Annotated in this window: 17 protein-coding genes, 1 tRNA gene and 1 pseudogene; 7 read left to right on the forward strand and 12 right to left on the reverse strand. The window is 60.4% G+C overall.

What is annotated here, in order from left to right:
- Positions 1-446 precede the first annotated feature (446 nt).
- The 3 genes from QEZ49_RS09160 to QEZ49_RS09170 all read right to left on the reverse strand — a co-directional run bounded on the left by QEZ49_RS09160 (position 447) and on the right by QEZ49_RS09170 (position 2,053).
- Positions 447-523, reverse strand: a tRNA-Met gene (locus QEZ49_RS09160).
- 344 nt (positions 524-867) lie between these two features.
- The gene (locus tag QEZ49_RS09165; RefSeq protein WP_280386551.1) at positions 868-1,209 is read right to left on the reverse strand and encodes a lipid-A-disaccharide synthase N-terminal domain-containing protein; all 342 of its coding nucleotides are present in this window, start codon (positions 1,207-1,209) and stop codon (positions 868-870) included.
- 61 nt (positions 1,210-1,270) lie between these two features.
- On the reverse strand, positions 1,271-2,053 hold the full coding sequence (locus tag QEZ49_RS09170) for a glycosyltransferase family 2 protein (RefSeq protein ID WP_280386225.1): 783 nt from the start codon (positions 2,051-2,053) through the stop codon (positions 1,271-1,273).
- 422 nt (positions 2,054-2,475) lie between these two features.
- Here QEZ49_RS09170 and QEZ49_RS09175 point away from each other — a divergent pair, with 422 nt between their 5' ends.
- On the forward strand, positions 2,476-3,963 hold the full coding sequence (locus tag QEZ49_RS09175; protein WP_280386227.1) for a glycosyltransferase family 39 protein: 1,488 nt from the start codon (positions 2,476-2,478) through the stop codon (positions 3,961-3,963).
- A complete protein-coding gene (gene pabB, locus QEZ49_RS09180) occupies positions 3,960-5,804 on the forward strand; it encodes an aminodeoxychorismate synthase component I (RefSeq protein ID WP_280386229.1) in 1,845 nt (614 codons plus the stop codon). Before QEZ49_RS09175 ends, pabB begins: the two co-directional genes overlap by 4 nt.
- A 169-nt stretch (positions 5,805-5,973) precedes the next feature.
- Here the strand turns inward: pabB and QEZ49_RS09185 are convergent, their stop codons facing one another.
- The 3 genes from QEZ49_RS09185 to QEZ49_RS09195 form a co-directional block, all read right to left on the reverse strand.
- Positions 5,974-6,162, reverse strand: coding sequence for a hypothetical protein (locus tag QEZ49_RS09185; protein ID WP_280386231.1), 189 nt, complete (start codon positions 6,160-6,162; stop codon positions 5,974-5,976).
- A 116-nt stretch (positions 6,163-6,278) separates the two neighbouring features.
- Positions 6,279-6,455, reverse strand: coding sequence for a hypothetical protein (locus QEZ49_RS09190; RefSeq protein ID WP_173953172.1), 177 nt, complete (start codon positions 6,453-6,455; stop codon positions 6,279-6,281).
- Positions 6,446-8,458, reverse strand: a complete 2,013-nt coding sequence (locus QEZ49_RS09195; RefSeq protein ID WP_280386234.1) for a hypothetical protein — start codon at positions 8,456-8,458, stop codon at positions 6,446-6,448. Before QEZ49_RS09195 ends, QEZ49_RS09190 begins: the two co-directional genes overlap by 10 nt.
- Before the next feature lie 1,037 nt (positions 8,459-9,495).
- Between QEZ49_RS09195 and QEZ49_RS09200 the strand changes: the two genes are divergently transcribed.
- On the forward strand, positions 9,496-10,326 hold the full coding sequence (locus QEZ49_RS09200; RefSeq protein WP_280386235.1) for an alpha/beta fold hydrolase: 831 nt from the start codon (positions 9,496-9,498) through the stop codon (positions 10,324-10,326).
- Between the two features lie 248 nt (positions 10,327-10,574).
- Here QEZ49_RS09200 and QEZ49_RS09205 read toward each other — a convergent pair whose 3' ends face one another.
- Entirely contained in the window at positions 10,575-11,213 is a 639-nt protein-coding gene (locus tag QEZ49_RS09205; RefSeq protein ID WP_280386237.1) for a DUF2147 domain-containing protein, read from the reverse strand.
- Positions 11,214-11,556: 343 nt separating this feature from the next.
- Between QEZ49_RS09205 and QEZ49_RS09210 the strand changes: the two genes are divergently transcribed.
- The 3 genes from QEZ49_RS09210 to QEZ49_RS09220 are packed head-to-tail and all read left to right on the forward strand — an operon-like array spanning position 11,557 to position 14,538.
- Complete coding sequence (locus QEZ49_RS09210) at positions 11,557-12,684, forward strand: ABC transporter permease (RefSeq protein WP_280386239.1); 1,128 nt, start codon at positions 11,557-11,559, stop codon at positions 12,682-12,684.
- Positions 12,681-13,439, forward strand: a complete 759-nt coding sequence (locus tag QEZ49_RS09215) for an ABC transporter ATP-binding protein (RefSeq protein WP_280386241.1) — start codon at positions 12,681-12,683, stop codon at positions 13,437-13,439. Before QEZ49_RS09210 ends, QEZ49_RS09215 begins: the two co-directional genes overlap by 4 nt.
- Entirely contained in the window at positions 13,432-14,538 is a 1,107-nt protein-coding gene (locus QEZ49_RS09220; RefSeq protein ID WP_280386243.1) for an HlyD family efflux transporter periplasmic adaptor subunit, read from the forward strand. Before QEZ49_RS09215 ends, QEZ49_RS09220 begins: the two co-directional genes overlap by 8 nt.
- A gap of 390 nt (positions 14,539-14,928) precedes the next feature.
- Here the strand turns inward: QEZ49_RS09220 and QEZ49_RS09225 are convergent.
- The 4 genes and pseudogenes from QEZ49_RS09225 to bcsS all read right to left on the reverse strand — a co-directional run bounded on the left by QEZ49_RS09225 (position 14,929) and on the right by bcsS (position 21,024).
- Positions 14,929-18,071: pseudogene (locus tag QEZ49_RS09225) on the reverse strand (efflux RND transporter permease subunit).
- The gene (locus QEZ49_RS09230) at positions 18,071-19,324 is read right to left on the reverse strand and encodes an efflux RND transporter periplasmic adaptor subunit (RefSeq protein WP_280386245.1); all 1,254 of its coding nucleotides are present in this window, start codon (positions 19,322-19,324) and stop codon (positions 18,071-18,073) included. Before QEZ49_RS09230 ends, QEZ49_RS09225 begins: the two are co-directional and overlap by 1 nt.
- Positions 19,321-20,010: a TetR/AcrR family transcriptional regulator gene (locus QEZ49_RS09235; RefSeq protein WP_280386247.1), complete on the reverse strand. Its 690-nt coding sequence runs from the start codon at positions 20,008-20,010 to the stop codon at positions 19,321-19,323. Before QEZ49_RS09235 ends, QEZ49_RS09230 begins: the two co-directional genes overlap by 4 nt.
- 294 nt (positions 20,011-20,304) lie before the next feature.
- Entirely contained in the window at positions 20,305-21,024 is a 720-nt protein-coding gene (bcsS, locus tag QEZ49_RS09240) for a cellulose biosynthesis protein BcsS (protein WP_280386249.1), read from the reverse strand.
- A 390-nt stretch (positions 21,025-21,414) separates the two neighbouring features.
- Here bcsS and QEZ49_RS09245 point away from each other — a divergent pair, with 390 nt between their 5' ends.
- Entirely contained in the window at positions 21,415-21,885 is a 471-nt protein-coding gene (locus QEZ49_RS09245) for a phasin family protein (RefSeq protein WP_280386251.1), read from the forward strand.
- 112 nt (positions 21,886-21,997) lie between these two features.
- Here QEZ49_RS09245 and QEZ49_RS17255 read toward each other — a convergent pair whose 3' ends face one another.
- Positions 21,998-22,240, reverse strand: coding sequence for an invasion associated locus B family protein (locus tag QEZ49_RS17255; RefSeq protein WP_348534806.1), 243 nt, complete (start codon positions 22,238-22,240; stop codon positions 21,998-22,000).
- Positions 22,241-22,260: the final 20 nt, after the last annotated feature.

Genomic DNA, 22,260 nt, shown 5'->3' on the forward strand with positions numbered 1-22,260 from the left:
GCCCCTGCGTCCGCACGGCCATTCCGTAACACTGGAGCTAAGCATCCGGTCTTCGGCGCGCTGGACGTTTCACGGCCGGCCGACACGATCTGCTGAGCAGCGACGAGCTCAAGCAGCAAGCAAGCAGCGGAGCAGGAGGCCACAGGGCGCCGTCGGCAGTCTTGCAGACGAGAATACCCACCTGCCGTCAGGCCGGGTTACGCGACATCGCCATATCGCCGATGGTGCGCCAAAAAACTCGTAGAGGGGCTTCATGATGCTTTGCGTGAGAGGACGATGGCCCGGAATTGAGGGCCAAACTGTGCCGCCTCATTCAGCGGGTTCGCATCGTGCCAATGGCAGCCGGAGAGCCGTCCAGCATGCTGACGGTGCGCCACGTTACTGGCTATGTCCGATGCCTAGAAAACCAAAAGCCCGCCAAGCTTTTGCTTAGGCGGGCTTTTTGTTGGTTGCGGGGGCAGGATTTGAACCTACGACCTTCAGGTTATGAGCCTGACGAGCTACCGGGCTGCTCCACCCCGCGTCACCGACCGGACTTCTGAAAAAATCGAGCAGCGTTTTTCTCAGAAGTGTTCGCCGCATTTCTGCGCCGACAACAAAAGCCGCCCGTCACCGAGCGGCTTCGATGAGGGGCTTATAGCATGTTTTTGACGGCTGTGAAGCCTAATCTGCGATTGTGCAAAACTTTGTCTCACAAAGACGTTTTAGCTCGGTGCGACGAATTTCTGACATTAGCTCGGCTGCGTCGTTGGCCGGGCTTGATCGCATTTTTTTTTGCGCTGAACGATGGGCGCGCGAGCAGGCAAAGCAGCGTTGATGGCAGCGCTGCATGATGGGACCCACAAACCGCCACGGAGAGGCGGCGCGCTATTGCGCCGAATGCGCTGCCGGCTCTCCGTTGGCCGCGGCATCTTCCTTGCGGCTGGAGCGGATGAAATAGATGTTGCGGCTGTAGATGATGAGGCCCATCGCCTGTCCCATGATGAATACGGGGTCAAGACGGTAGATCGCGTAGGCCAGCAGCATCGCGCCGCCGACGAGGCTGAAGTACCAGAAAGTTTCCGGCACGATTGAACGCCGCGCGCGTTCGCTGGCGATCCACTGCACGATGAATCGCATCGAGAACATCAGCTGCGCCATAAAGCCGATGCCGAGCCAGACGATCTCGTACGTGGGGGTTTTGCCCCACCAATCGGCCAATGCCGTCATGGCGGTGTGGAGATGCTCCATCGGAATTCATCGCTCTGACGCCATAAAAGGCTGGATTGAACTAAACGGTGGTTTTGTCGTGCAGCCGCGCATCAACATTCGTCGATGACGCACCATCAGGATGCTGATCAACGATTTGCGGCACTTTTGTGCGCTTGCGCAGCCAGGAGACGCCGACAAGATCATAGATGCCAACAAGTGCGCGATTGAGATTGTTGTACTTCGACACGCCAGCCTGCCGGTGCCGATCGTTAACCGGCAGATAGGCCACCTTGCAGCCGTAGGTCTGGAACAGCGCCGGAAGGTAGCGATGCATACTGGTGAAAAATGGCAGTCGCAAGAACGCCTCGCGCCAGTAAACCTTGATGCCGCAGCCGGTGTCCGGACAGTCATCCTTCAGCACTGAATCGCGGATGAAATTGGCGGCCTTCGACGCCCATCGCTTCGAGCCAGTGTCCTGACGCTTGGTGCGGATGCCGCCGACCAGCGCGACGCCGTCGCTGCCCGGCTGGCCCAGCAGTTCCAGCAGACGCGGAATATCTCGCGGGTCATTCTGCCCGTCGCCGTCCATGGTTGCGATTATGGGGCTGGTAGCTGCCCAAACGCCGGTACGCAGAGCCGTGCTCTGGCCACTGCGGCGATCGTGACGCAGATAACGCAGGCCGGGAAAGCGGCCGGAATCGATGAGCGCTTTGATTTCGTTGGGCGTGGTGTCGTCGCTGGCGTCGTCGATGACGATCAGCTCAGCGAGATTGGCAACCGGAACGGCTGCATATGACTCTTCAATGAGGCGGCCGATGTTGCCAGCTTCATTGAGGGCCGGAATGACAATGGTGACGCGCATCAAGCTCCCCTATCCCGCAGGACTCGCCGCGACACCCCTCAATAGCCCTTACGCGTCGACGACGATACCAGTCTTATTCGCGCTGTACCAAGCTAGTAAATAGCTCTGCCCGCAAGCGGAGTAATGTCTGTAAAATCAATGTTGTGGGTGGCGTCGGGAGGCCTGATGGCTGCGATTGATCCACAAAAAAGCCTGCGCTGCGTGCGTCCCTTACACATCGGCGATCCCGGAACCGGTTGACCCAGCATGGCGGGGCAAGGACAACAGTGCCCAAGCTTCACGCGGGTGCCTGAAGCCGTTAAATGGGGGCACGGGTTGGGGCTTTAACTATGGTGGCCCTCCCTCGTGGTGGCTATCGATTGACGCCTAAGTGTCGATTCGCTGGGCCATACTGTTCCCCGTAAGACAAAATCAGAGTGCCAATGCCAGCCACCTCCGGTCACCTCACTCAACAGCGCGACACAAATTGGTTCGCCGTTCTCCTGGTCGGTCTGGCAGCGCTGCTGGCGATGAGATTTGCCGCGCTTTATGCCAACGCCACGGATCTCTTTTTCGATGAGGCTCAGTACTGGGCCTGGAGTGAGGTGCCGGCGCTGGGTTACTACTCAAAGCCGCCGCTGATTGCCTGGATCATCGGGGCGGCGACGACCGCTTGCGGCAACGGTGAGGCCTGCGTGCGGCTGCCGTCTCCATTGCTGCACACGGCGACGGCGCTCGCGATCTTCTGGCTGGGTCGGCAGCTATATGATGCCCGCATCGGTGCGCTGTCGGCATTGGCATTCGCCACGCTGCCGGGCGTGTCGCTTTCGGCCGGTATCATCTCAACCGACGTGCCTTTGCTGCTGTGCTGGGCATTGGCGCTCGTGGGCTTCTGGCTGCTGCTGACCAGTGACCGGTTATGGCCTGCCGTGTTGATGGGCGTGGCGTTCGGTGCCGGCCTCAACGCCAAATATGCGATGATATGGTTCGTCGTATGTATCGCCGTCTATCTGGTGTTTTCGCCTGAAAAACGCGGCCTGCTGCGTGACGGGCGGCTGTACCTGGCGTTGGTGATCGGCGCGGCAATGATTGCGCCCAACCTGCTGTGGAATTACTCCAATAGCTTCGCGACGTTCTCGCACACCGCTGACAATGCGAATTGGGGTGGCTCGATGCTGCACCCGAACAAGGCGCTGGAATTCTTCGGCGCGCAGTTCGGTGTGTTTGGCCCCGTCCTGTTCGGCGCGCTGCTTGTGATCGCATGGCGAGCGCGCAAGGGCGCTGGCGACCGCGAGCGCCTGTTGCTGTCGTTCTCGCTGCCGATCATCGGTTTCATCGTGCTGCAGGCGTTTCTGTCGCGGGCGCATGCGAACTGGGCGGCTCCCGCCTATGTCGCGGCAACCGTGCTGGTGATCGCGACGATGGTGCGTGATGGCGCGTGGGGCTGGCTGAAGGCCTCGTTCGCGATCAACATCGCCGTGCTGTTGCTGCTGGCAATCGGCACCGCGACGGCGGGGCGGGTTGCGCTGCCACTGAAGACCGATCCGTTCGCGCGCACGCTCGGCTGGCGGGGAGTGGCGGAGGCAACTCAAGCCGAGCTGGCCATTGCCGCTGGTGCGGGCAAGCCGTTTGCCGCAGTGCTGAGCGATGACCGCGCCATGACCGCCGAACTGCTCTATTATATGCGCGATGAACCAACCCCGATTCTCGCCTGGCGCGTCGGTGCGCCGCACGACCATTTCGAGATGACGCGGCCTTTCACCGCCTCAACACCGGCGCCAGTGCTGTTAGTGCGTATCGGTGAAACGCCAGGCGCGGTTGCCGGCTCCTTCACCAGCGTGGAGAAGATTGCCGATCGCACGCTCCCGGCCGGTGAAAACGCTCAAAGGCGAGTGTCCTTCTATTCGCTCGCAGGATACAAAGGCGAATGACAGCGCAAAAGCCGCGCGGCGGCCAAGGCCAACCCACTGAGGAGGCCGCGGCACTCTCGCAAACGTTCGTATTGCTGGATAACAATTCCGGATCAGGGCCGCCGTCGCTGCTGTTTTCGGAGCCGCTCGATATCATCTCGGCGTCGACACCGGAGGAAGTTCCGGCTGCGTTGGCGCGGATCGAAGCGGGCGTTGCCAGTGGCCTGCATGCGGCCGGTTTTTTTGCCTACGAGCTTGGCTACGCATTGGAGCCCAAACTCGCGCCGTTGATGCCGCAGCAGCGCAACGTTCCGCTGCTGTGGATCGGCCTTTACCGGGCGCCACAGCAGATGACCAGCGCCGAGGTTGAGCATTGGCTGGCGACGCATACGCGTTCAGGGTCATTCCACTTCGATGACGTGAAGCTGGCGTGGAACGAGCAGCAATACGTTGAGCGTTTCGATCAGGTGATCGAGAAGATCCGTGCCGGCGATATCTATCAGCTCAATCTCACGTTCAAGGCGCGCTTCAAGCTTTCCGGCTCACCGCTGACGTTCTTCCTCGATCTGCGCCAGAAGCAGCGCGTTGCCTATGGCGGCATCGTCGACACCGGCGAGATGACTGTGCTTTCGGCGTCGCCAGAACTTTTTATCGAGCAGGAAGGGCGCACTGTCTTCACCCGGCCCATGAAGGGCACTGCGCCGCGCGCCGGAACGGAAGAAGCTGACGCACAGGCCAAGCTGCAGCTCGCGGGTGATGTGAAGCAGCGCGCCGAAAACCTGATGATCGTCGATCTGATGCGCAACGACATCGGCCGCATCGCTGAGGTCGGCAGCGTCGAGGTAACGGACCTCTTCACCGTCGAAACCTACAAGACGCTGCATCAGATGACATCCGGGGTGCGCGCAACATTGCAGGAAGGCATCGACATCAGCGAACTGATGCGCGGCATCTTCCCGCCGGGCTCGGTAATCGGCGCGCCCAAGATCCGCGCCATGGAGCTAATCCGCGAGCTGGAAACCGAACCGCGCGGCGTCTACTGCGGCGCCATCGGATATATTTCGCCGGAAGGCCGGTCGCTGTTTAATGTGGCCATCCGCACCGCTGTCATCTTCCGCAACGCCGATGGCGAGATGGGGATCGGTTCCGGTGTCGTGTACGATTCCCAGGGGCCGAAGGAATATGCCGAGTGCCTGCTGAAGATGAAGTTCCTCACCGATCCGGTGAAGCGCTTCGAGCTGATTGAAACGCTGCTATACGATCCCGCGCAGGGCGGCTTCGTGCTGCTGGAGCGACATCTGGAGCGGCTTGCGAAGTCGGCCAGCTATTTCGCGTTCGTGCACGATGAGGCTGCGGCGCGTGAAGCTCTCGATCGCGCTGTCGAGGATGCCGGAAGCGACAAGCGCCTGCGCGTGCGCCTGCTGCTAACGGAAGATGGCGCCGTGTCCGTCACGACGACGCCGCTCGGCGCTGCTGCGCCGGATGCAACGATGCGTTTTGCCGTATCGTCATCACGCGTCGACAGTAATGATCTATTTCTGTTCCACAAGACGACGCGGCGCGAGCTGTATGATCGCGAATGGCAGGAATACGCTGACAAGCTCGGCACCGATGAAGTGATCTACCTCAACGAGCGCGGTGAGATCGCGGAAGGCAGCCGCATGAGCGTGTTCATCGAGCGCGATGGCACGTTGCTGACGCCACCGCTCAGCGCCGGATTGTTACCGGGCACTCTGCGCGCCGAATTGCTTGCTGAAGGTAAAGCGCGTGAAGCGGTGCTGACGCTCACAGATCTTGATAACGCCGATGTGGTCTATCTCGGAAATTCTGTGCGCGGACTTCTGCGCGCTGTTCGCGTCTAGCGAACTCGCTCAGCGCTGCGGCTCTAGGTGGCCGTTGAGTGCCGAGCAGAGCCTCAACATAAACAATCGAGCGCTCACGTTTTTTGTGGGCGCTCGATTGATAAAAATTTCTTCGATTTAGATTTGGTCATCGTCGCACGTTAGGGGCGCGCGGCGATGTAATTCTTCTCTACTTGATAACCGTACGGTCGGCCGTAATGACACCGACCTTGGTTTCGCTGATAGCCGAACCGCTGACCATCGCAACGAGTAGAAATGCAAACGCCGCCACCGTTAGCACGGCGGCGACGACGATCTCGCGCGATGATCGACGCATACGGTCAGCGTATGGATCGAGTTGGCTGAGGTTCCATTTCATGCCCGCAGTGTTCTGCGATCTCCGGTCTGCAAGCCAGAGCGCTGAGTGCCGCGCGACAGAAATGACCAAAAAATCAGAGCACGTCAGAAACGTTCTAAGCGGTAGCAAGAACGGTTCTAAAGGCCCCGCATAATGCAGCCCAAAATCAGCATGAACTGTGCAAACAGCAGCGCCCAGAACTCGTTACCGGTGATGAACGGAATGTCGGCTCCGAAGAACTTTATGATGAGCACAGTGACGGTGAGAATAACGGAAAGCATGAACGTCAGAATGCCTGGCGCTTTCAGTCCCATATTGAAGTCCCCTCGGTTTCTTTGATGCATGTCAGCGCGGATCGCTGTGCGACCCGACGACGATTCGTGAGCCCCTGTCGGCTTATAGCAGGAGCAACTCGGTCTGACACCGAGCGCTCAACAAGTCTGGGGATCGTTGGGGATTGTATAAAAACGTTGGCGAACCTGTGTGCCCTGATGATGCTCCACCGAACCCGAAAGCCACCCCTAGCTGCGGCGCTTTTGCGCGGGCGTGCAAAAAACAGCCGCCGCAACAACAGCAACAGAACCAGCATCAGAAAGCCGAAGGCTGCGACAATGGCGGGATGCTTCTCCCATAGCAGGATCGGACTTGTGCGCCCGTCCAGGGTCGCCCGCACGTCGTTGCTGATCGCATCGATATCCAGGATGGCGTTGGTTCGCAGCATCATCTCTACGGCAGCGGTTTGGTCGGAGCTGGAGATGATGGCGGTGCGCACGCGCTCCGATGCAAGCGCATGGATTTTAGCCGGGTCTGCGGCAACCGTACGCAACACCCGTGCACGCGGTGCGTCCTTCAGGCCGCTGAGATAACGCGACAGGCTGGTGAGTTCGTGTTCGGTCAACCTGCGGGCAAGATTGGTCAACTCGGTGTCGTTGAGCTGAAGCAGGGTGTCTCTGTCGGCCTGTTCAATGCCGGTCAGGCGAACGATCGCCAGTTGGTCGTTCAGCGACAGCAGGCGGTGCAGGTCGGGCTGGCTGATCTTATCCGGCGTGGTGCGGCGATAAAGACTGAGAGCAATGACCTTCGGCAGTTGGTCGCCCGCCAGTACAGACCATTTCAATCCGGCATCGATCGAGCGTACCTGCCGGGCGATTTCCATCGCCGGATCCGGCAGCGACTTAACGGCCATTGCAAGGGTGCCGTCATCAAGGCGGCGCAACAGGCCGCTCTCGCCTTCGGCCGCGAGGGTCAAAGCGATCACCTCGTCCAGACGCGCCATCCGCGCCGGCGGGACCGAGTCCAGGAATGTGCGGAACTGCGGGTTGCGTTCAGCCAGGTTGAGGGCTTCGGCATGGGCGTTGCGGAAGTCGCGCCAGATTTCAATGATGCGGTCCGCGGTGGCCGCACCGATTTCCTGCACGTGGATCGAAATCTGCTCGGAGAACGAATCCGCCAGAGCCTCCTGCACCTTGGCCTTGATGTCGGGTGACTTCATCTCGGTGGCGATGATCGGCAGTACGCCGTTGCGCAGATCCCAGATGTCTTTCGCTACCAGCACCAGCCCGACGCCTCCGGCCACCACTGAAACGAGGCGGGCCAGCACGGCGCCGACGATGCGCTGTCCGACGCGGCCGGCCATGTTTGCAAGCTGGCGCCGCATCAGCAGCACAGCCGCGCCGGCGATGCCGCTGCTGTTCTCCTTCAGCACGGATCCGGCGGAGATGTCGGCCGCGCCTTTGCCAGGGTCCACGGTAATGCCATGCCCGGCATCGCCGACAACCGCGCGGGCAGCAGTCTCGCCATAGCGCGCACCAACGAAGGCCTTCAGGCAGGCCAGCGCCGGTTCGGTCGCGTCTTCGCTGGCAAATTCCATCTGCCGGCCGATTTCGTTGCCGACGCCAACCGCAAGCTGCTCAAGCGCGCCCTTCATGGCGTCGGAGCGATAAACCCGTTCAGCCACAGCGGTGGCGAGTTCCTGGGCCTTCTGCTGGTTGGCCAGCGACTGGAGAAGATTGGCCCAGCTCGTCTGCTGGCGCACTTCCTCGACCGCGAGGTCGACCCGGGTATCAATGATGCCGTCCATGCCGATGCGGCGCCACTGGTCCCGCACCGCTGCGTGATAATCGACCCCGGCGATACCGGCCTTTAGCGCCCGCACCGAAATGCCCTGGATAGTCTTGCGGAAGGCCGCCTCGTCCTGAGCCTGGCAGGCCTCATATTCCGCGCGGGAAAGTGGTTCGGCAAACGCCGGAGCGACCGGTCCGGCGGCAATGGCAATGGCGAGGAGCAGCGAGAGGGGGCGGCGAGCGTGGGCGAGCAACGCGGGTCATTCCTTCGGTCTGCGATCGCAGCCCATCCGCGGTGCGATCCGGTGCGAGACTTAATTATATATGCACCTTACTTATAAGGTGTGTCGATTGCGCTCTCAGCGTGGCGCAGTGGGATCGCAATTGTTCGAGCTGCGGACTTATCGGCTAGAGGCTGACCGATGCGGCTGTCCGGGATGGGCGAAATGGCCCTCGGAGGGGCGCTTCGAGCATCACAAATTCTTTCAAATTTATACGATTTGAGACACTGCGGCTTGTGGCCGAGATGTTTCATCAGGCTGACGGTGGGGTGACGGTCGCAGAAAAAATCGAGCCGGAATATCGACTTATATGTGGCGACTGTACAACACTGAGTTGAAGTATTAGCAGTGATGTTCCCGAGGGAACCGCCAGACATTTTAACCCTCAATTACAGTCCGGGCTAATCGACCAATTGAGAAATGTTATTGTTTTAAGGCGTTTACCAATGAAGTTGGGCAGTCGCATCGGATTTCTGAGCGGGCAAATAGTTACTCTCAATTCCCGTTCAGGTGGCAGGGGAATGGCCTCGTTCTCGTCATTCTTTCGCCTCAGGTGGATTTGCACCTTCCCTTGCCCTTATGCGGGAAGGCCACACCAAGTGGCTTGGGGGAGGTTAGTTCGGAGGGAAATTTCGGTTCCTGGCTTTGAGTGGCTGCGGCAAGGTGACCAGTCGCACTTCAAGGCTGATCCGTTCAGTGAGGGGTTCGACCCCTCTCGTACTATACGGGTGCGGGGCCTTACCCGGTGCGGCGGCTGATCATTTCAGAGGGACGTCTGCACTAAACTAGCAATTGTTCGGCAACCACTCTCTATCAAGGAAACGAAATAGAGAGAGTTTCAGCGACAATCTCCGGTCATCGCGGACTGAGTCTCCCGCGGTCTACCGGAGCCGGATGGGGTTCTTTTGGCTTCGTCTAGTAAGCGAGCGAGTTCAGTTACCAAGATGCAAAACAGCGAAAAAATGAAAGCGGCTTGGGGTAGCATTTTCGTCCCGGGGGGGCGTAACGGCGTGCTTTTGGTGCACAGCCTGGGTGGTTCCCCGCTTGAGCTGAAGTTCGTTGCACACACGCTGGGCCAACTTGGCTACACCGTATATTGCCCACTCATTCCAGGTCTTGCTGGCGGGACAGACGTCTCGGGGCTTTCGACTTGGCGTGACTGGTATGGCGCGCTTGAGCAGGCGCACAACGATCTGACCGAGCAGTGTGACGCCGTTATCGTGGGCGGCATCTCGGCTGGTAGCATGCTGGCCCTGCGCCTGGCGGCTACGCGGCCTGAGAAGGTTCATGGCCTCATGCTGTTCTCGCCCACGCTGAAGCCAAATGGCTGGGCGATTCCGTGGTATTTCCGTTTCTTCAGCCTCGTGCAGCAGAAGTGGACAGCACGCCTGTTCAAGTTCCAGGCGCGCAACCCGCACGGCATCAAGGATGAGCGCCTGCGCAACTTCATCCTCGACAGCGTGAATAGCGAGTCGAGCACGATGCCCGATCTGTTCGCCCGTGGTGGCGGACTGGTCTATGAGTTCCGCCGACTGGTGAATAACGTAAAGCCGCTGCTGGGCCAGATCACGCAGCACACGCTGATGTTCCACCCGCGTCACGACGATCAGAGTGATCTGGTCAACGCGATGGTTCTGCAGCGTAAGCTTTCCGGCATCGTCGAGACCTGCGTGCTTGATGACTGCTATCACATGGTAACGCTGGACCGTCAGCGTCCGATCGTGATGGAGCGCGTCAAGGAATTCGCGACCCGTCTCACCGCACGGTTTGAGAAGCTGCGAGCTGAGGAAGCGATCATTTCCGCCGCCAATCGTGGCGAGGGCCGTGGCGCCACCCCATGATTTGAGGGTGCTGCTGCATGAAGTCGAGTGGGCATGCATTGTGCCCCTCGCTCAGATCAAATTCGATAAACAAAAAGCCCGGCTTCGACAGCCGGGCTTTTTGTTTATCTGGCGGTACTGGTGAACCGTACGCTGCTGATGTGCAGAACAGGCCGCAGAAGAGCTACAGCCGCCCGGGCTTCCGCGTGAGCGATCCGCCTATCCATCTCTAACGCCCGGACCGGACTGACCACCAGTTAGTGAGGCGATCAGTCGAGTGCCTTGGATTGCTCAATCGGCTTCGGCCGAACCGCTGGAACCGGGCGAGGCACCTTGAGCGCGGGCAAAGCCTTCGCTTCCTGTGTCTTGGCGCTAGCTTTCTTGCGAGCATCCTGCTGGACGCCATCGCAGCGGGGCAGATCGTCCGGCGCGCGCTTCCAGGTGAACGACTTCGAGAACAGCTTGATGCCCTTGTAGCCGGTGAGAACCAGCCGATCGCGGTTGGCCAGTTTTATGGCTGCATCGAAGGACGCGCCCTGTTCGGGATCGTACACCCATCCATTATCCCAGCCGCCGTCGCTGACCCGCTGCAATGAGCCGAGCACCGGTAGCCCACAGATGCTGCGATTGCGCTTCGTGGGGTCGGGATTGTAGCCGTCCGTTAACGGGTCGCCGCGCTTGTTCGCCGGGTCTTTGAGCCAGACGATGTAGCCGCAAAGATTTCTCGATGCCGGGCCTTGCTCTGCGCACGGACGGATCTCTACGGCGCCGCGGCCGGTATGATTGATCCATACGCCGAGTTCCGGAGAGGCGGCAGAAACGCTGGAGAAACAACCAAACAAAACGCTAATAACCAACGCGCCGGCCAGTGTTTTCAGGGCTGTTAAGCCAGGAAGATCATGACGCATGGTGGTATCGCCGTTCCTGTGTCAGACATTGCGAGCGAAAACCAGGCTTTGAAAGCGGCAGAAAACCGATCAAATGACGGGCATGCCAGGGTTTTCAACGGTAGTATGGGGTTGAGAAGTTCTTTCTCCAACTGCTCGACATAACCCTTTTTTGACCTATTCGCGTTAACGCCCCGTGAGCGAATTGAAACTCGCGTATCTAAACGGAGCGCTTTAGCGTTATACTTGGGCAACTCTTAAGCATGGGTTTGCCATTTCATGGCCAAGTTGGTCGGATAGCAGCGGTGCCGCAGCGCCAGCGCTATTGGCGAATTGAAATCCTTATTCACTGCGGAACCGATCTATGATCTTGACGCTTGCTTTCCGTAATCTGTTTCACGACCGCATTCGTCTTGCGGTTACGCTGATTGGTATTCTGTTTTCGATCGTGCTGGTGGCGGTGCAACTTGGTCTCTACCTCGGTGCCAGCAAAATGATCACCTCGAATATCGATCACGCGAACGCGGATCTATGGATCGCCGTCTACGGCGCGAAGAGCTTCGAGGATGGCGGCATGCTGCTGACCTCAAGGGAGCGGCATCAGGCGTTGGCAACGCCCGGCGTGAAGGCTGTCATTCCGTTGATCGTGCGCTTTGCTGAGTGGCGCAAACCTGAAGGTGGCTCAACCCGCGTCGTGCTTGTTGGTACTGACGCCGAGGACGGCGGGCTGGAGCCGTTCGATCTTGTCGAAGGCTCCTGGGAAGATATCAAGGCGCCAGAAGCTATCGCAGTGGACCGCACCTATTTTAACGAGCTGGGTATCAAGGGTGTCGGCGACACCGCGCAGATCGCCAATGGCCGTGTCCGCATTCGGGCCGTTACCGATGGCGTTCGCTCGTTCACCCAGTCGCCATATGCTTATACGACCTTGAACCGCGCCCGCGCCCTGTTTGGCGATGGCGATGGCACCACGTTCTATCTGGTGCAGACCGTGCCTGGCGCCGACGTCAAACAGGTGCAGCAGGATCTTGTAAACCGTCTTGAGGGCGCTGAAGTTCTGACCAAGGAAGAGTTCCGCGATCGCAGCCTGAAGCAGTGGCTGTTCCGCACCGGCGCCGGTGTTGCGCTGATTGGCGGCGCGTTGCTGGGTATCCTGGTTGGCACGGTTATCGTTGCGCAGACGCTTTATTCCAGCACCAAGGATCACCTTGGCGAGTTCACAACCCTGCGAGCGCTGGGGTCATCGTCAGGATATATTTACAAGGTTATCCTCGCACAGGCGGGCATCAGCGCCATTGTCGGCTATATCCTTGGTATCTCGATAGCGCTGATAATCTTGGTGCTAAGTCATAACACGGCGCTGCCGATGGTGATGACACCGGCGCTAGCGTTCTGGCTCTTCACTTTGACTGTCGGCATGTGCGCCATCTCTGCGCTATCCGCGATCATGAAGGTTACAAAAATCGATCCTGCAGTGGTGTTCAACAAATGATCGATCAGCCGCAACCTGTTCTGGAAGCCATCGACATCGTCAAAGAGCTGGGCTCCGGCGCCGGCAAGGTGCGCGCGGTGAAAGGCGCCAGCCTGGCGCTCGTCCCCGGCGAGCTGACGCTGCTGATGGGGCCATCCGGCTCGGGCAAAACAACATTGCTCTCGATCCTCGGCTGCATTCTGTCGTCGACGTCGGGCATCCTGCGCGTCGCGGGCACCGAAACGACCAATCTGGATTCGGAAGAGCTGGCCGATTTGCGGCGCAAGCACATGGGCTTCATCTTCCAGTCCTATAACCTGTTTCCGACCCTGACCGCGCTTGAGAACGTGCGCATTGCGCTGGACGTGCGCGGACAGAAAGACTTCTCCGCTTCCAATCGTTGCGAGGAAGTGCTGCGCGATGTCGGGCTCGCCCACCGTTTACGCAGCTATCCGGGCAACCTTTCGGGCGGTGAGCAGCAGCGTGTTGCCGTGGCGCGCGCTATCGCGTCGTCGCCGTCGATCGTGCTGGCGGACGAGCCTACCGCAGCACTTGATGGCGAAAACGGCCATGCGGTGATGGCCCTGTTGGCCCGCATCGCCAAGGAACAGAAGCGTAGCGTTCTGGCTGTTACGCACGATCCGCGCACATTGAGTTATGCCGATCGGGTGGTGCGGATTGAAGACGGGCGAATTGTTGGTGAGGAGCGCCGGCCGGACGGTCTTGATGCTCCAGAAATTGCAGATCTTACAAAGAGACGGAAGGCCAATGGGTAATAAAGTCAATTCTACCGTCGTCACGCTTGCGATCGCTGGCGCTTTGGCGGTCGCCGTCGGCTTCTACGTGAACAGGGTGAGCTGGGCGCCGGTCGGCGAGCATGTGGCTTCGTCGGGCACTGAAACCGGCAGCAACAAGAAGGCCGCTGTTACGGCAGCGGCCATGCGCCCGACCTGGGCAGCCTCGGCAACTGGACGCGTTGAGCCGAAGAGCGGTGAAGTGCGCGTGACCGCCACTACGCCGGGTCGCATCGTCACCATTCCTGTGGCGCTGAACGACAGCGTGAAGTCCGGCGACGTTCTGCTTCGTCTGGATGACGAAGACGCAATGACCAAGGTGACGGCCGCAACCGCTGAAGAGCAGGTGCGCGTGCGTGAGCGCGACGAGGAAGAGGCCGTTGGCCTGCAGCTTGAGCGCCGCAAGGCCGAGGACGCCGTCGCTGAAGCCAAGCGCGCGGTGTTCGCCGCGCAGCAGGAACTTGACGCCGCCTATATCGAGGCGCGCACCAAGAACGGCGCTGAGACCGCCGTCGATAACGCGCGCACGAAGCTGGCCGACACCGAAAAGAAGCTCGACGACGAGCTGACCAAGATGTCGACGGTTCTCAACAAGGGCGGCATGCCTTTGCCGACGCGTCTTGAATCGGCACTCACGATTTCCCGCACCGACGTTGATGCCGCCGAACTTGGCGTTGAACACACGCGCATCCGCGCACCGTTCGACGGCACGGTTCTCAATGTGATCGCGAAGGAAGGCGAAGTTGCCGCGCCGTCGCCTGAGAACACGCTTGTCGTATTCGGCGATCTTACCAGCATGAAGGTGCGGGCTGAGGTTGAAGAGCGTGACGCCGCCAAGATCCGCAAGGGGCAGCGGGTGGTTGTCCGCGCCGATGCCTATCCGAACCAGGATTTTGAAGGCAAGGTCGATTCAATCGCCCAGTCGCTTTCGCCGCCCAACATCGTGTCACGCGGCCCGCGCCGTCCAAACGATGTCGAAGTGCTGGAAGTTCTGGTTGATCTCGACGGTAATCCGCCGCTGCTGACGGGCATGCGCGTTGACGTGTTCTTCAAGCACGACGCGACGGCTTCGACGAACTGACAAGCCGGCAAGTTTGAAATTGAGAAACGGGCGCATCGGCAACGGTGCGCCCGTTTTGTTTTGCGTGATGGGGACAGCGAGAAAGACGACCATTGCACGGTGTCGAACGCGTTATGAGGGCGCAGCGCCGAGCAGGGGCAGGATCTGGAGCAGAGACGGGGCAAGACTTAGCGAGCCTGTATCCCTGCGGAGCTGGCCCGGGCAATGGATCGCACATAAGGTGCGAGCAAGAAGATGCAGGGCGGATCAGCGCGGACACGCAAACCTTTTAGCGTGATCGGGCAGGAGATGGCCCTTGCAACTCCGCGGTGTTCCTCATCGCTGATCCGCCACGCCGCATGAGCAGAAGAAACACTTCAGCAGGTGTGACCCGCGATGCGGAGTGCGTATTCACTCCGCCGGTGCGTGCGGCTGGGCACTGTCATGAGCCGGTTTGCGCGCGGCAGCTTCCGCCGCAAGATATTCCGGCGACTCGTCTGTCGGACCGATAAAGCGGCCAAAGATCCACCAGACGCCCCGGCCGAAGTCGTCCATCACCGTGAAGAACGACGGCACGAACACCAGCGACAGCACCGTTGACACCAGCAGGCCGCCGATAACCGCAATGGCCATCGGCGCGCGGAATTCGCCGCCGTCGCCCATCGCCAGCGCGCTGGGGATCATGCCCGCCACCATCGCCAGCGTGGTCATGATGATCGGCCGCGCACGCTTGCGTCCGGCGTCGATGACAGCGTCAAAGCGCGGCACGCCGCTGGCGATTTCCTCAAGGGCGAAATCAACCAGCACGATGGCGTTCTTGGTGACGATACCCATCAGCATCAGCAACCCGATATAAACCGGCATGCTGATGGAGTTGTTGGTGGCCAGCAGTCCTATCACCACGCCACCGAACGACAGCGGCAGCGACAGCAGAATGGTGATCGGCTGCGCGACACTGCCGAACAGCAGCACCAACACGCCGAACACGATCATCAGGCCGGTGCCCATGGCGGTCATGAAGCCGGTTGCGACTTCATCCTGAACCTCGGCATCGCCGGAGGCCTGCAGGCGCACAGCGGCTGGCAGCTTCTGCTGTTCGAACACCGTGAGGAATGTTTCGCGCGCATCCGACATCGCACCGGTGGATTCCAGATCGACACCGATAACGGCGCGCCGCTCGCGGTCGTAACGCTTGATGGAGCTCGGCCCCTGACTGAATGAAACATCGGCGACGGCGGCCAATGGCACGGCGGTGCCGGCGGCATTGGTTACACGCAGGTTCCTGAGGCGCTGTATGTCGGTGCGCGCGTCTTCCTCGATCTGGACCCGAATGGGAACGAGACGATCGCCTGCGTTGAATTTAGCGAGGTGTTGCGTCAACGTCACCGATAGTTGCGACACGGATCGTCTCCGCGATCTGGCTCGGCGCGACGCCAAGGTGTGCAGCGGCCGCGAAATCAGGCGACACACGCAGCTCCGGCCTGTCGACCGCAGCATCGGCGGCGACATTCTTGAAGCCCGGCACCTTGCGCAGTGCGCCTTCCAGCTTGTGCACGGCATCGCTGAGAACGTCGCCGTCCTTTGCCAGCATGGAGAACGACAGCTCGCGTTCGCCGCGTTCGTTCACGTACCATGCGCGGGCGTCCGGGATGTCGGCGAGCTTGGCGGAAATGATGTTTTTGACATCCTTCTGCGCCAGCTTGCGTTCGGTCTTGGGCACCAGCTGCACGAACAGCGAGGCCACGCGCACTTCAAGCGTGCCGGTTGGCGTTGCGCCGCCGAGCACGAATACCTGGTCGATCTCCGGAATGCTGGCGAGTGTTTTCACCATGCGATCGGTGGTGACGCTGTGTCCTCCAGCTTGGAGCCGGGCGGCAGCTCCACGCGCACAGCACAACGCGGGCGGTGTCTTCGTCGGGCATGAATCCGGTAGGCAGCAGTGTGGTTGCATAAATCGAGCCGACGAACAGCCCCAGACCGACGACAAGTGTGAGATAACGCACGCGCAGCGTTGCACGCAGGAAGCCGACATAGGCGCGCATCAGCGGGCCATTGCCCTCGTGCTCCTCTATTCGATCGCGCATGAAATATGCGGCCATCATCGGCGTTATGAGGCGCGCAACGAGCAGCGAGATAAGCACGGCGATGGCGACGGTGAGACCGAACTGGCGGAAGTATTGCCCCTGCGATGCCACCCATGAGACGCACACCGGCGGAGGATCGCGACGATGGTCAGCGAGATCGCGATCACCGCTAGGCCGATTTCGTCGGCGGCTTCCACTGCGGCGCGATAGGGCGATTTGCCGGTGCGCATGTGGCGCACGATGTTTTCGATTTCGACGATGGCGTCGTCGACGAGAATGCCGGTTACTAGGGTGATACCGAGTAGGCTGACGAGGTTGAGCGAAAAGCCCAACATATCCATCGCCCAGAAGGTGGGTATCGCCGATAGCGGCAGCGCCACTGCTGCGATGATGGTGGCGCGCAGATTGCGCAGAAACACGAACACCACCAAAACCGCCAGCACCGCGCCTTCAATCAGCGTTTCCATCGCCGATTTGTAATTGCCGCGCGTGTAGGCGACAGCATCGTCGATCTTGGAGAGGCGAATTTCCGGATTCGCCTTCTGCATCTCGTCGAGTTTTGCAGCCACAACATCGGCGACGGAAAGCTCGCTGGCGCCTTTCGATCGGAATACCGCGAAGGTGACGACAGCTTCGCCATCGAGGCGGACGAAACGAGCGCTGCTCGCTGGCGTCATCGATCACGCGGCCAAGATCGGAAAGCCGCACGCGCCGTCCGCCCGAAAGCACGATCTGCGTCTCGGCCAGCTCTTCCACCTTGCGCGCGCCGGCGAGCATACGGATGGCCTGCTCCTGGCCACCGATTTCGCCACGGCCACCGCCCAGATCGACGTTTGTGGCGCGCACCTGATTGTTGACCTCGGCGGCGGTGATACCAAACGCGAGCAGGCGGTCAGGATCGAGCAGAATGCGGATTTCGCGGTCAACGCCGCCATAGCGTTCAACACGGCCGACGCCCTTGAGCCCCTGCAGCTGGCGCTTGATGACATCGTCGACGTGCCAGGACAGGGCCTCCAGCGTCATGCCGGGCGATGACGCCGCGAACGTAAGGATGGACTGCCCTTCAACGTCGATGCGCTGCACGATCGGCTCGTTGATGTCGCGCGGAAGATCGAGACGGATCTTGTCGATCGCGTCCTTCACGTCGTTGAGGGCGCGATCCTGATTTATCTCCAGCCGGAACTCGATGACTGTTGACGACAAGCCGTCGGAAACGGTCGACATCACGTGCTTGACGCCGGTGATGTTGGCGACAGCGTCTTCGACTTCCTTGGTGACTTGGCTTTCAAGTTCAGCCGGGGCCGCACCGGACTGTACGACTGTAACGGAGATCAGTGGGATGTCGATGTTCGGGAAGCGCGTCACCGGCATCGTCATGAAACTGATGATGCCGAGCAGAGTGAGCACGCAGAACAGTACGATCGCCGGAACGGGCCGGCGGATCGACCAGGCGGAAATGTTAAGGCGCATTATCTCGCCTCGCTGATCTTAGAGTCCGGCAGCACCGGGCGCACCTGATCGCCCGAGCGCAGGAACGATCCGGCGCGGGCGACGATGACATCGCCATCGCGCACCCCTTCCAGAATTTCCACCATGCCGCCGGAGATGAGGCCGGGTTTAACATCGCGCCGCTCGACGCGGTTATCATTCACGACCTGAACGTAAGCGCCGGACGGGTCGAAGATGACGGCGGCAGAAGGCACCGCGATGCCATGGCTGCGGCCGGTGGTGATGGTGCCGCGCGCGAACGCACCGATGCGCAGGCGTGCGTCGTCACCAAGAAAGACGCGCACACGGCCGAGGCGGGTTTGGCGATCGACTTCCGGTGAGACGAGGCGCACGGTGCCCTGCACGGGGCCGACGCCTGCAACGTCGATAACGGCCTTCTGCCCCTGGGCGATTTTACCGATGTCGGTTTCGATGACCTCAGCATCCAGCTCGACCTCGCCGCGATAGACGATACGGAACATCGGTTCGCCGACGCTTGAAGCCATGCCGCCGATGCGCGCGGTGCGGCGGCTGATGAGGCCGTCGGCAGGTGAGGTTACTTTGGTGTTCGTATGCTTCCACTGAAGTTCGCGCCGCTGCGCTTCGATCTGCAGCTTGTCGGCCTCGGCGACGCGCAATCCATCCTCGGCGGCCTTGAGTTGGGCAGCGGTGCTTTTGGCTGCGGCTTCGCGCTGGTCATAAGTCGAGCCCGAAAGGAAGCCGGAGTTTTTCAGCGGTTTGGCGCGATTGAAATTGGCTTCTGCTTCCTCGCGCCGGGCGGTTGCTTCAACGATCTGGCTGCGGACCTGAGCAATGGCCGCTTCGGCGCGTGCAAGGGATGCTGCATTCTGCGCCAGCTGCGCTTCGAGAGATTCCTGCACCAGCACAGCCAGCACGTCGCCCTGCTTGACGCGGTCGCCCTCGTCCACATTGAGCTGCAGCACGCGGAAGCCTTCGACCTCCGGTGTGACGAGAATTTCATCGCGCGGGATCAGCGAGCCGGAAACCGTCACCATCGCGGTGAAGTCAGCGTGCTGCGCCTTGATCACCGTGACGGCCGGGGGCGGCGTCAGCTTCGCGGTATCGGGGGGAAGCGATGCCGTTTCAATCGGTGTCTGCTGGCCAGTAATTGCAGCCAGCAGCGGCGCAACGTACGGCTTGATTTGAGGCGCGAAGAAGTATGCGCCGCCCCCCAGTATCGCCAGCAAAAGCAGGGTTTTGATAACTCGCTTCATGTGCGTTTTGCCTTGGCTGGCTTTGAGGGCTGACTTGATGCTGCGGCCACATCAGATGGCGCATTTTGCGACGGGGCTTGGCTTGGGGCGGGCGGCACGACGTTCAGCAATTTGCCGACGAGATTCAGCGCGCCCGCGATAATGGGTTCCATGTCGAGTTCCGGCTCGACAACGCGGCGGGTGAAAAGCCCGTCGCCAATGAGCGAGAAGATCTTGGCGACTGTCGGGATGTCGAGATCGGGCGCGATGCGTCCTTCGTCGGCGAGTTTCGCAAACAGCGCTTCAAAGCTCTGGGAGACTTCGCGATCAACGGCGCGATAAATCTCGCCAACCCGTTCGTTGCGGGTCGATTCCAGCGCGATCTCCAGGCACAGCGTGCGCCGGTGAACCGGTTGCTCGTTGAAATAGTGGTTGCCGAGATCGCTGAGCGCACCGAGGAAGTCGCTTCCATCGGCAACGGCGGCGAAGCGCTGGGCGAATTCGGCGCGGTCGCGTTCAACCAGGCCAGCGATCAGGTCTTCTTTCGAGCTGAAATAGACATACAGCGCGCCGGGGCTGATAGAGGCCTCGCGGCAGATGTCCTGCATGGTCGTGCGGTGAAAGCCGCTGCGGGCGAAGCATAGCTCCGCCGCGTCGAGGATGTGCTCCCGCCGGGCAGCCTGAGTGGCCGGTTTGAGTTTGGGCATGTGCGCGCCGCGGTAAATGATGCCTAAGCAAGTGTCTTGTAACGAGAGGGCGTAAAACGAACAATCGTTTTGTTTGCATGGGATCGTGGCGGCGTGAAGGCATGCATGCTGCAACGCGGAAAGATGGTTTCAACGGAGGAGGTGGCGATCTCAGGCGGGCGTTGGATCGATCGCTGATGGCGGCGGGTGGCCTAGAGCGCGCTTCCGGAAAAGTGGGACCGGTTTTCCGGCAAGAAGCACGCAAAAACAAACGGCTAGAGTCTTTCCGCGATTCAACGAAACGGCTGAAAGGCTCTAGAACTGCAGCAGCAGTGTTGCTGTCGCGTATGGGTCTTTCAGCTCTTTCGCCTCCTCTAGGAAGCGTCCGGAATAGCCACCCGCAATCGAGAATTCGCCGCCATTCCAGGCAAATCGCGTGAACAGGCCGCCGCGCAGATCTTCGCCCATGTCGTTGGCATGCAGCGCGCCCTCAATGCCGATTGAGGTGTCTTCCCACACGCGATAGCCGGTCCGCACACGGGCGCCGGATGTATTGTGCGCCGAAGTCCAGGAGGCATCGACCTGCCCCCAGGCTGAGGCGCCCATGTTGATCCATAGCTCCGCCACAACCTTTGGCCCGATCTCCTGGCCCTGCACGGGGTTGTCGGGGTCGTAGGGTGCAATGTCGTGTTCGATTGCCGTGATGCCTGCGAACGCCTTGGCGGTGACGGGGCCAAGCCGCATCAGATAGCCAGCCAAGGCTTCGGCGTAGGACGTACGGGCGGTGAAGGTGTGCAGTTCGGAGCGGCGTTCGCCGGTATAAGTGTAGCCGCCATAACCGCCTGAGACGCGCAGGCGTAGGCCATTTTCATAGACATTGCTGAAGGGCGAGACGGTTACGCCGGAAAACATCAGCCAGGTGTGGCTGGCGGCATCAGCGCCGGTCCAGACTTCGATCCAGCCGGGTTGGTAGGGCTGTTCTGCATCATCGGCGGCTGCGTTGTGATGGGGTGCTGAGACGGCAGTCAGCGACATGAGGCAAAGCGCAGATGCTGCTGCCCGCCTTCTCGCAGCGAGCCACGCGACCGAACGAAGATGGCGCCAACACAACATCGCAATACGCAATACAAATTGAACAACGTGCGAGTTTTCTATGGTGTGATTAGAATCCTATATGCCGACATGCAACACGTCTGTGGCGCCGTCAGTGAACTGAGGCATCGCGTGGGCCCTAAAAGGCACAGCCGTCGCGCTACACGGAAGTTTGATTCGTGGCTGTGTATTGTTTGACCACTGTCAACGTATTGCCCGGTTGTTTTGCTAAGGGTTTGTTTGTCGGGTTGGTTCAAAACCCTAGACGGAGACGGTCGTCAGTCTGGCTCCCCCGCCGCAATCTGCGCCCGTCCCATAAGGGAGGACGTCACCATGGTTGCTCACGCGTCGCCTTCGTCCGCGAATGAAAAGTCGCCGACGCTTTCCGGATTTCAGATGTATTTTGATGGATTGGACAACGTCGGTCGCTCCTATGACAGCTTCGTCAAAGGGATGGCTCGCGCACAGCTTGAAATGATGGGCTTCTTCAATCGGCGCGCCCAGGCCACGATGCATTTCCCAACGAGATTGGCCAACTGCCGTTCGGCTCAAGACGTTGCCGGGGCTCAGCTCCAGTACTGGCGTTCGGCGATGGACGACTATGTCGAGAGCGCAACCCGTGCCGGTCGCGCATTCGGCACCACCGTGCCGGGTATCGTGCCTGCCATGGCCGAAGCCGCACGGACGGCCAGAGACTACATCACGTTCCCCGAGCCTGAGCTGGAAGCGGATACGGCGGTTGCCGCCCCCGCAGCCACGGCAAAGGTCTCCGAGACGTCGCGTCAGCAGCGCAAGGCCGCCTGACGGAGCGGCGCCGGATAGGGCGTCTGGACAAAAAATTAAACGCCCGCGCGACGGTTTTTGTGCGGGCGTTTTCTGTTTGTATTCGAAGACATAGCGACAGCTAGTGTAGAACTCACTTTGGCTTTGCAAGTGCCTCTTTGAAGCCCGCCAGCGAGATCGGAATGCCGATGCCGGCTTCCTCCGCCTGGAAGATGATGAAGATCGCGGTCTTGCCGTTCTTCAACTGCTCGACCAGCGGATCCTCGACGACGACCTGCGCGTAACAGGCGAACGTGTGACAGCGCAAAAACGGCGCGTGGCCAACATCCTTGTCGTCGATTTTCCAGGCCCAGTCCCAGCGGCAGCAGGATGCCAAGCGGCGCGAATACGCGCAGC

This window comes from Hyphomicrobium sp. D-2 (genome assembly GCF_029872155.1).
GTDB lineage: Bacteria > Pseudomonadota > Alphaproteobacteria > Rhizobiales > Hyphomicrobiaceae > Hyphomicrobium_A.

What these genes read in the sequence shown, in the direction of transcription:
- QEZ49_RS09165 (WP_280386551.1), bottom strand. Translation starts at nt 1,209, where the DNA reads ATGACGGCATTGGCCGATTGGTGGGGCAAAACCCCCACGTACGAGATC.
- QEZ49_RS09170 (WP_280386225.1), bottom strand. Translation starts at nt 2,053, where the DNA reads ATGCGCGTCACCATTGTCATTCCGGCCCTCAATGAAGCTGGCAACATC.
- QEZ49_RS09175 (WP_280386227.1), top strand. Translation starts at nt 2,476, where the DNA reads ATGCCAGCCACCTCCGGTCACCTCACTCAACAGCGCGACACAAATTGG.
- pabB (WP_280386229.1), top strand. Translation starts at nt 3,960, where the DNA reads ATGACAGCGCAAAAGCCGCGCGGCGGCCAAGGCCAACCCACTGAGGAG.
- QEZ49_RS09185 (WP_280386231.1), bottom strand. Translation starts at nt 6,162, where the DNA reads ATGAAATGGAACCTCAGCCAACTCGATCCATACGCTGACCGTATGCGT.
- QEZ49_RS09190 (WP_173953172.1), bottom strand. Translation starts at nt 6,455, where the DNA reads ATGGGACTGAAAGCGCCAGGCATTCTGACGTTCATGCTTTCCGTTATT.
- QEZ49_RS09205 (WP_280386237.1), bottom strand. Translation starts at nt 11,213, where the DNA reads ATGCGTCATGATCTTCCTGGCTTAACAGCCCTGAAAACACTGGCCGGC.
- QEZ49_RS09210 (WP_280386239.1), top strand. Translation starts at nt 11,557, where the DNA reads ATGATCTTGACGCTTGCTTTCCGTAATCTGTTTCACGACCGCATTCGT.
- QEZ49_RS09215 (WP_280386241.1), top strand. Translation starts at nt 12,681, where the DNA reads ATGATCGATCAGCCGCAACCTGTTCTGGAAGCCATCGACATCGTCAAA.
- QEZ49_RS09220 (WP_280386243.1), top strand. Translation starts at nt 13,432, where the DNA reads ATGGGTAATAAAGTCAATTCTACCGTCGTCACGCTTGCGATCGCTGGC.
- QEZ49_RS09230 (WP_280386245.1), bottom strand. Translation starts at nt 19,324, where the DNA reads ATGAAGCGAGTTATCAAAACCCTGCTTTTGCTGGCGATACTGGGGGGC.
- QEZ49_RS09235 (WP_280386247.1), bottom strand. Translation starts at nt 20,010, where the DNA reads ATGCCCAAACTCAAACCGGCCACTCAGGCTGCCCGGCGGGAGCACATC.
- bcsS (WP_280386249.1), bottom strand. Translation starts at nt 21,024, where the DNA reads ATGTCGCTGACTGCCGTCTCAGCACCCCATCACAACGCAGCCGCCGAT.
- QEZ49_RS09245 (WP_280386251.1), top strand. Translation starts at nt 21,415, where the DNA reads ATGGTTGCTCACGCGTCGCCTTCGTCCGCGAATGAAAAGTCGCCGACG.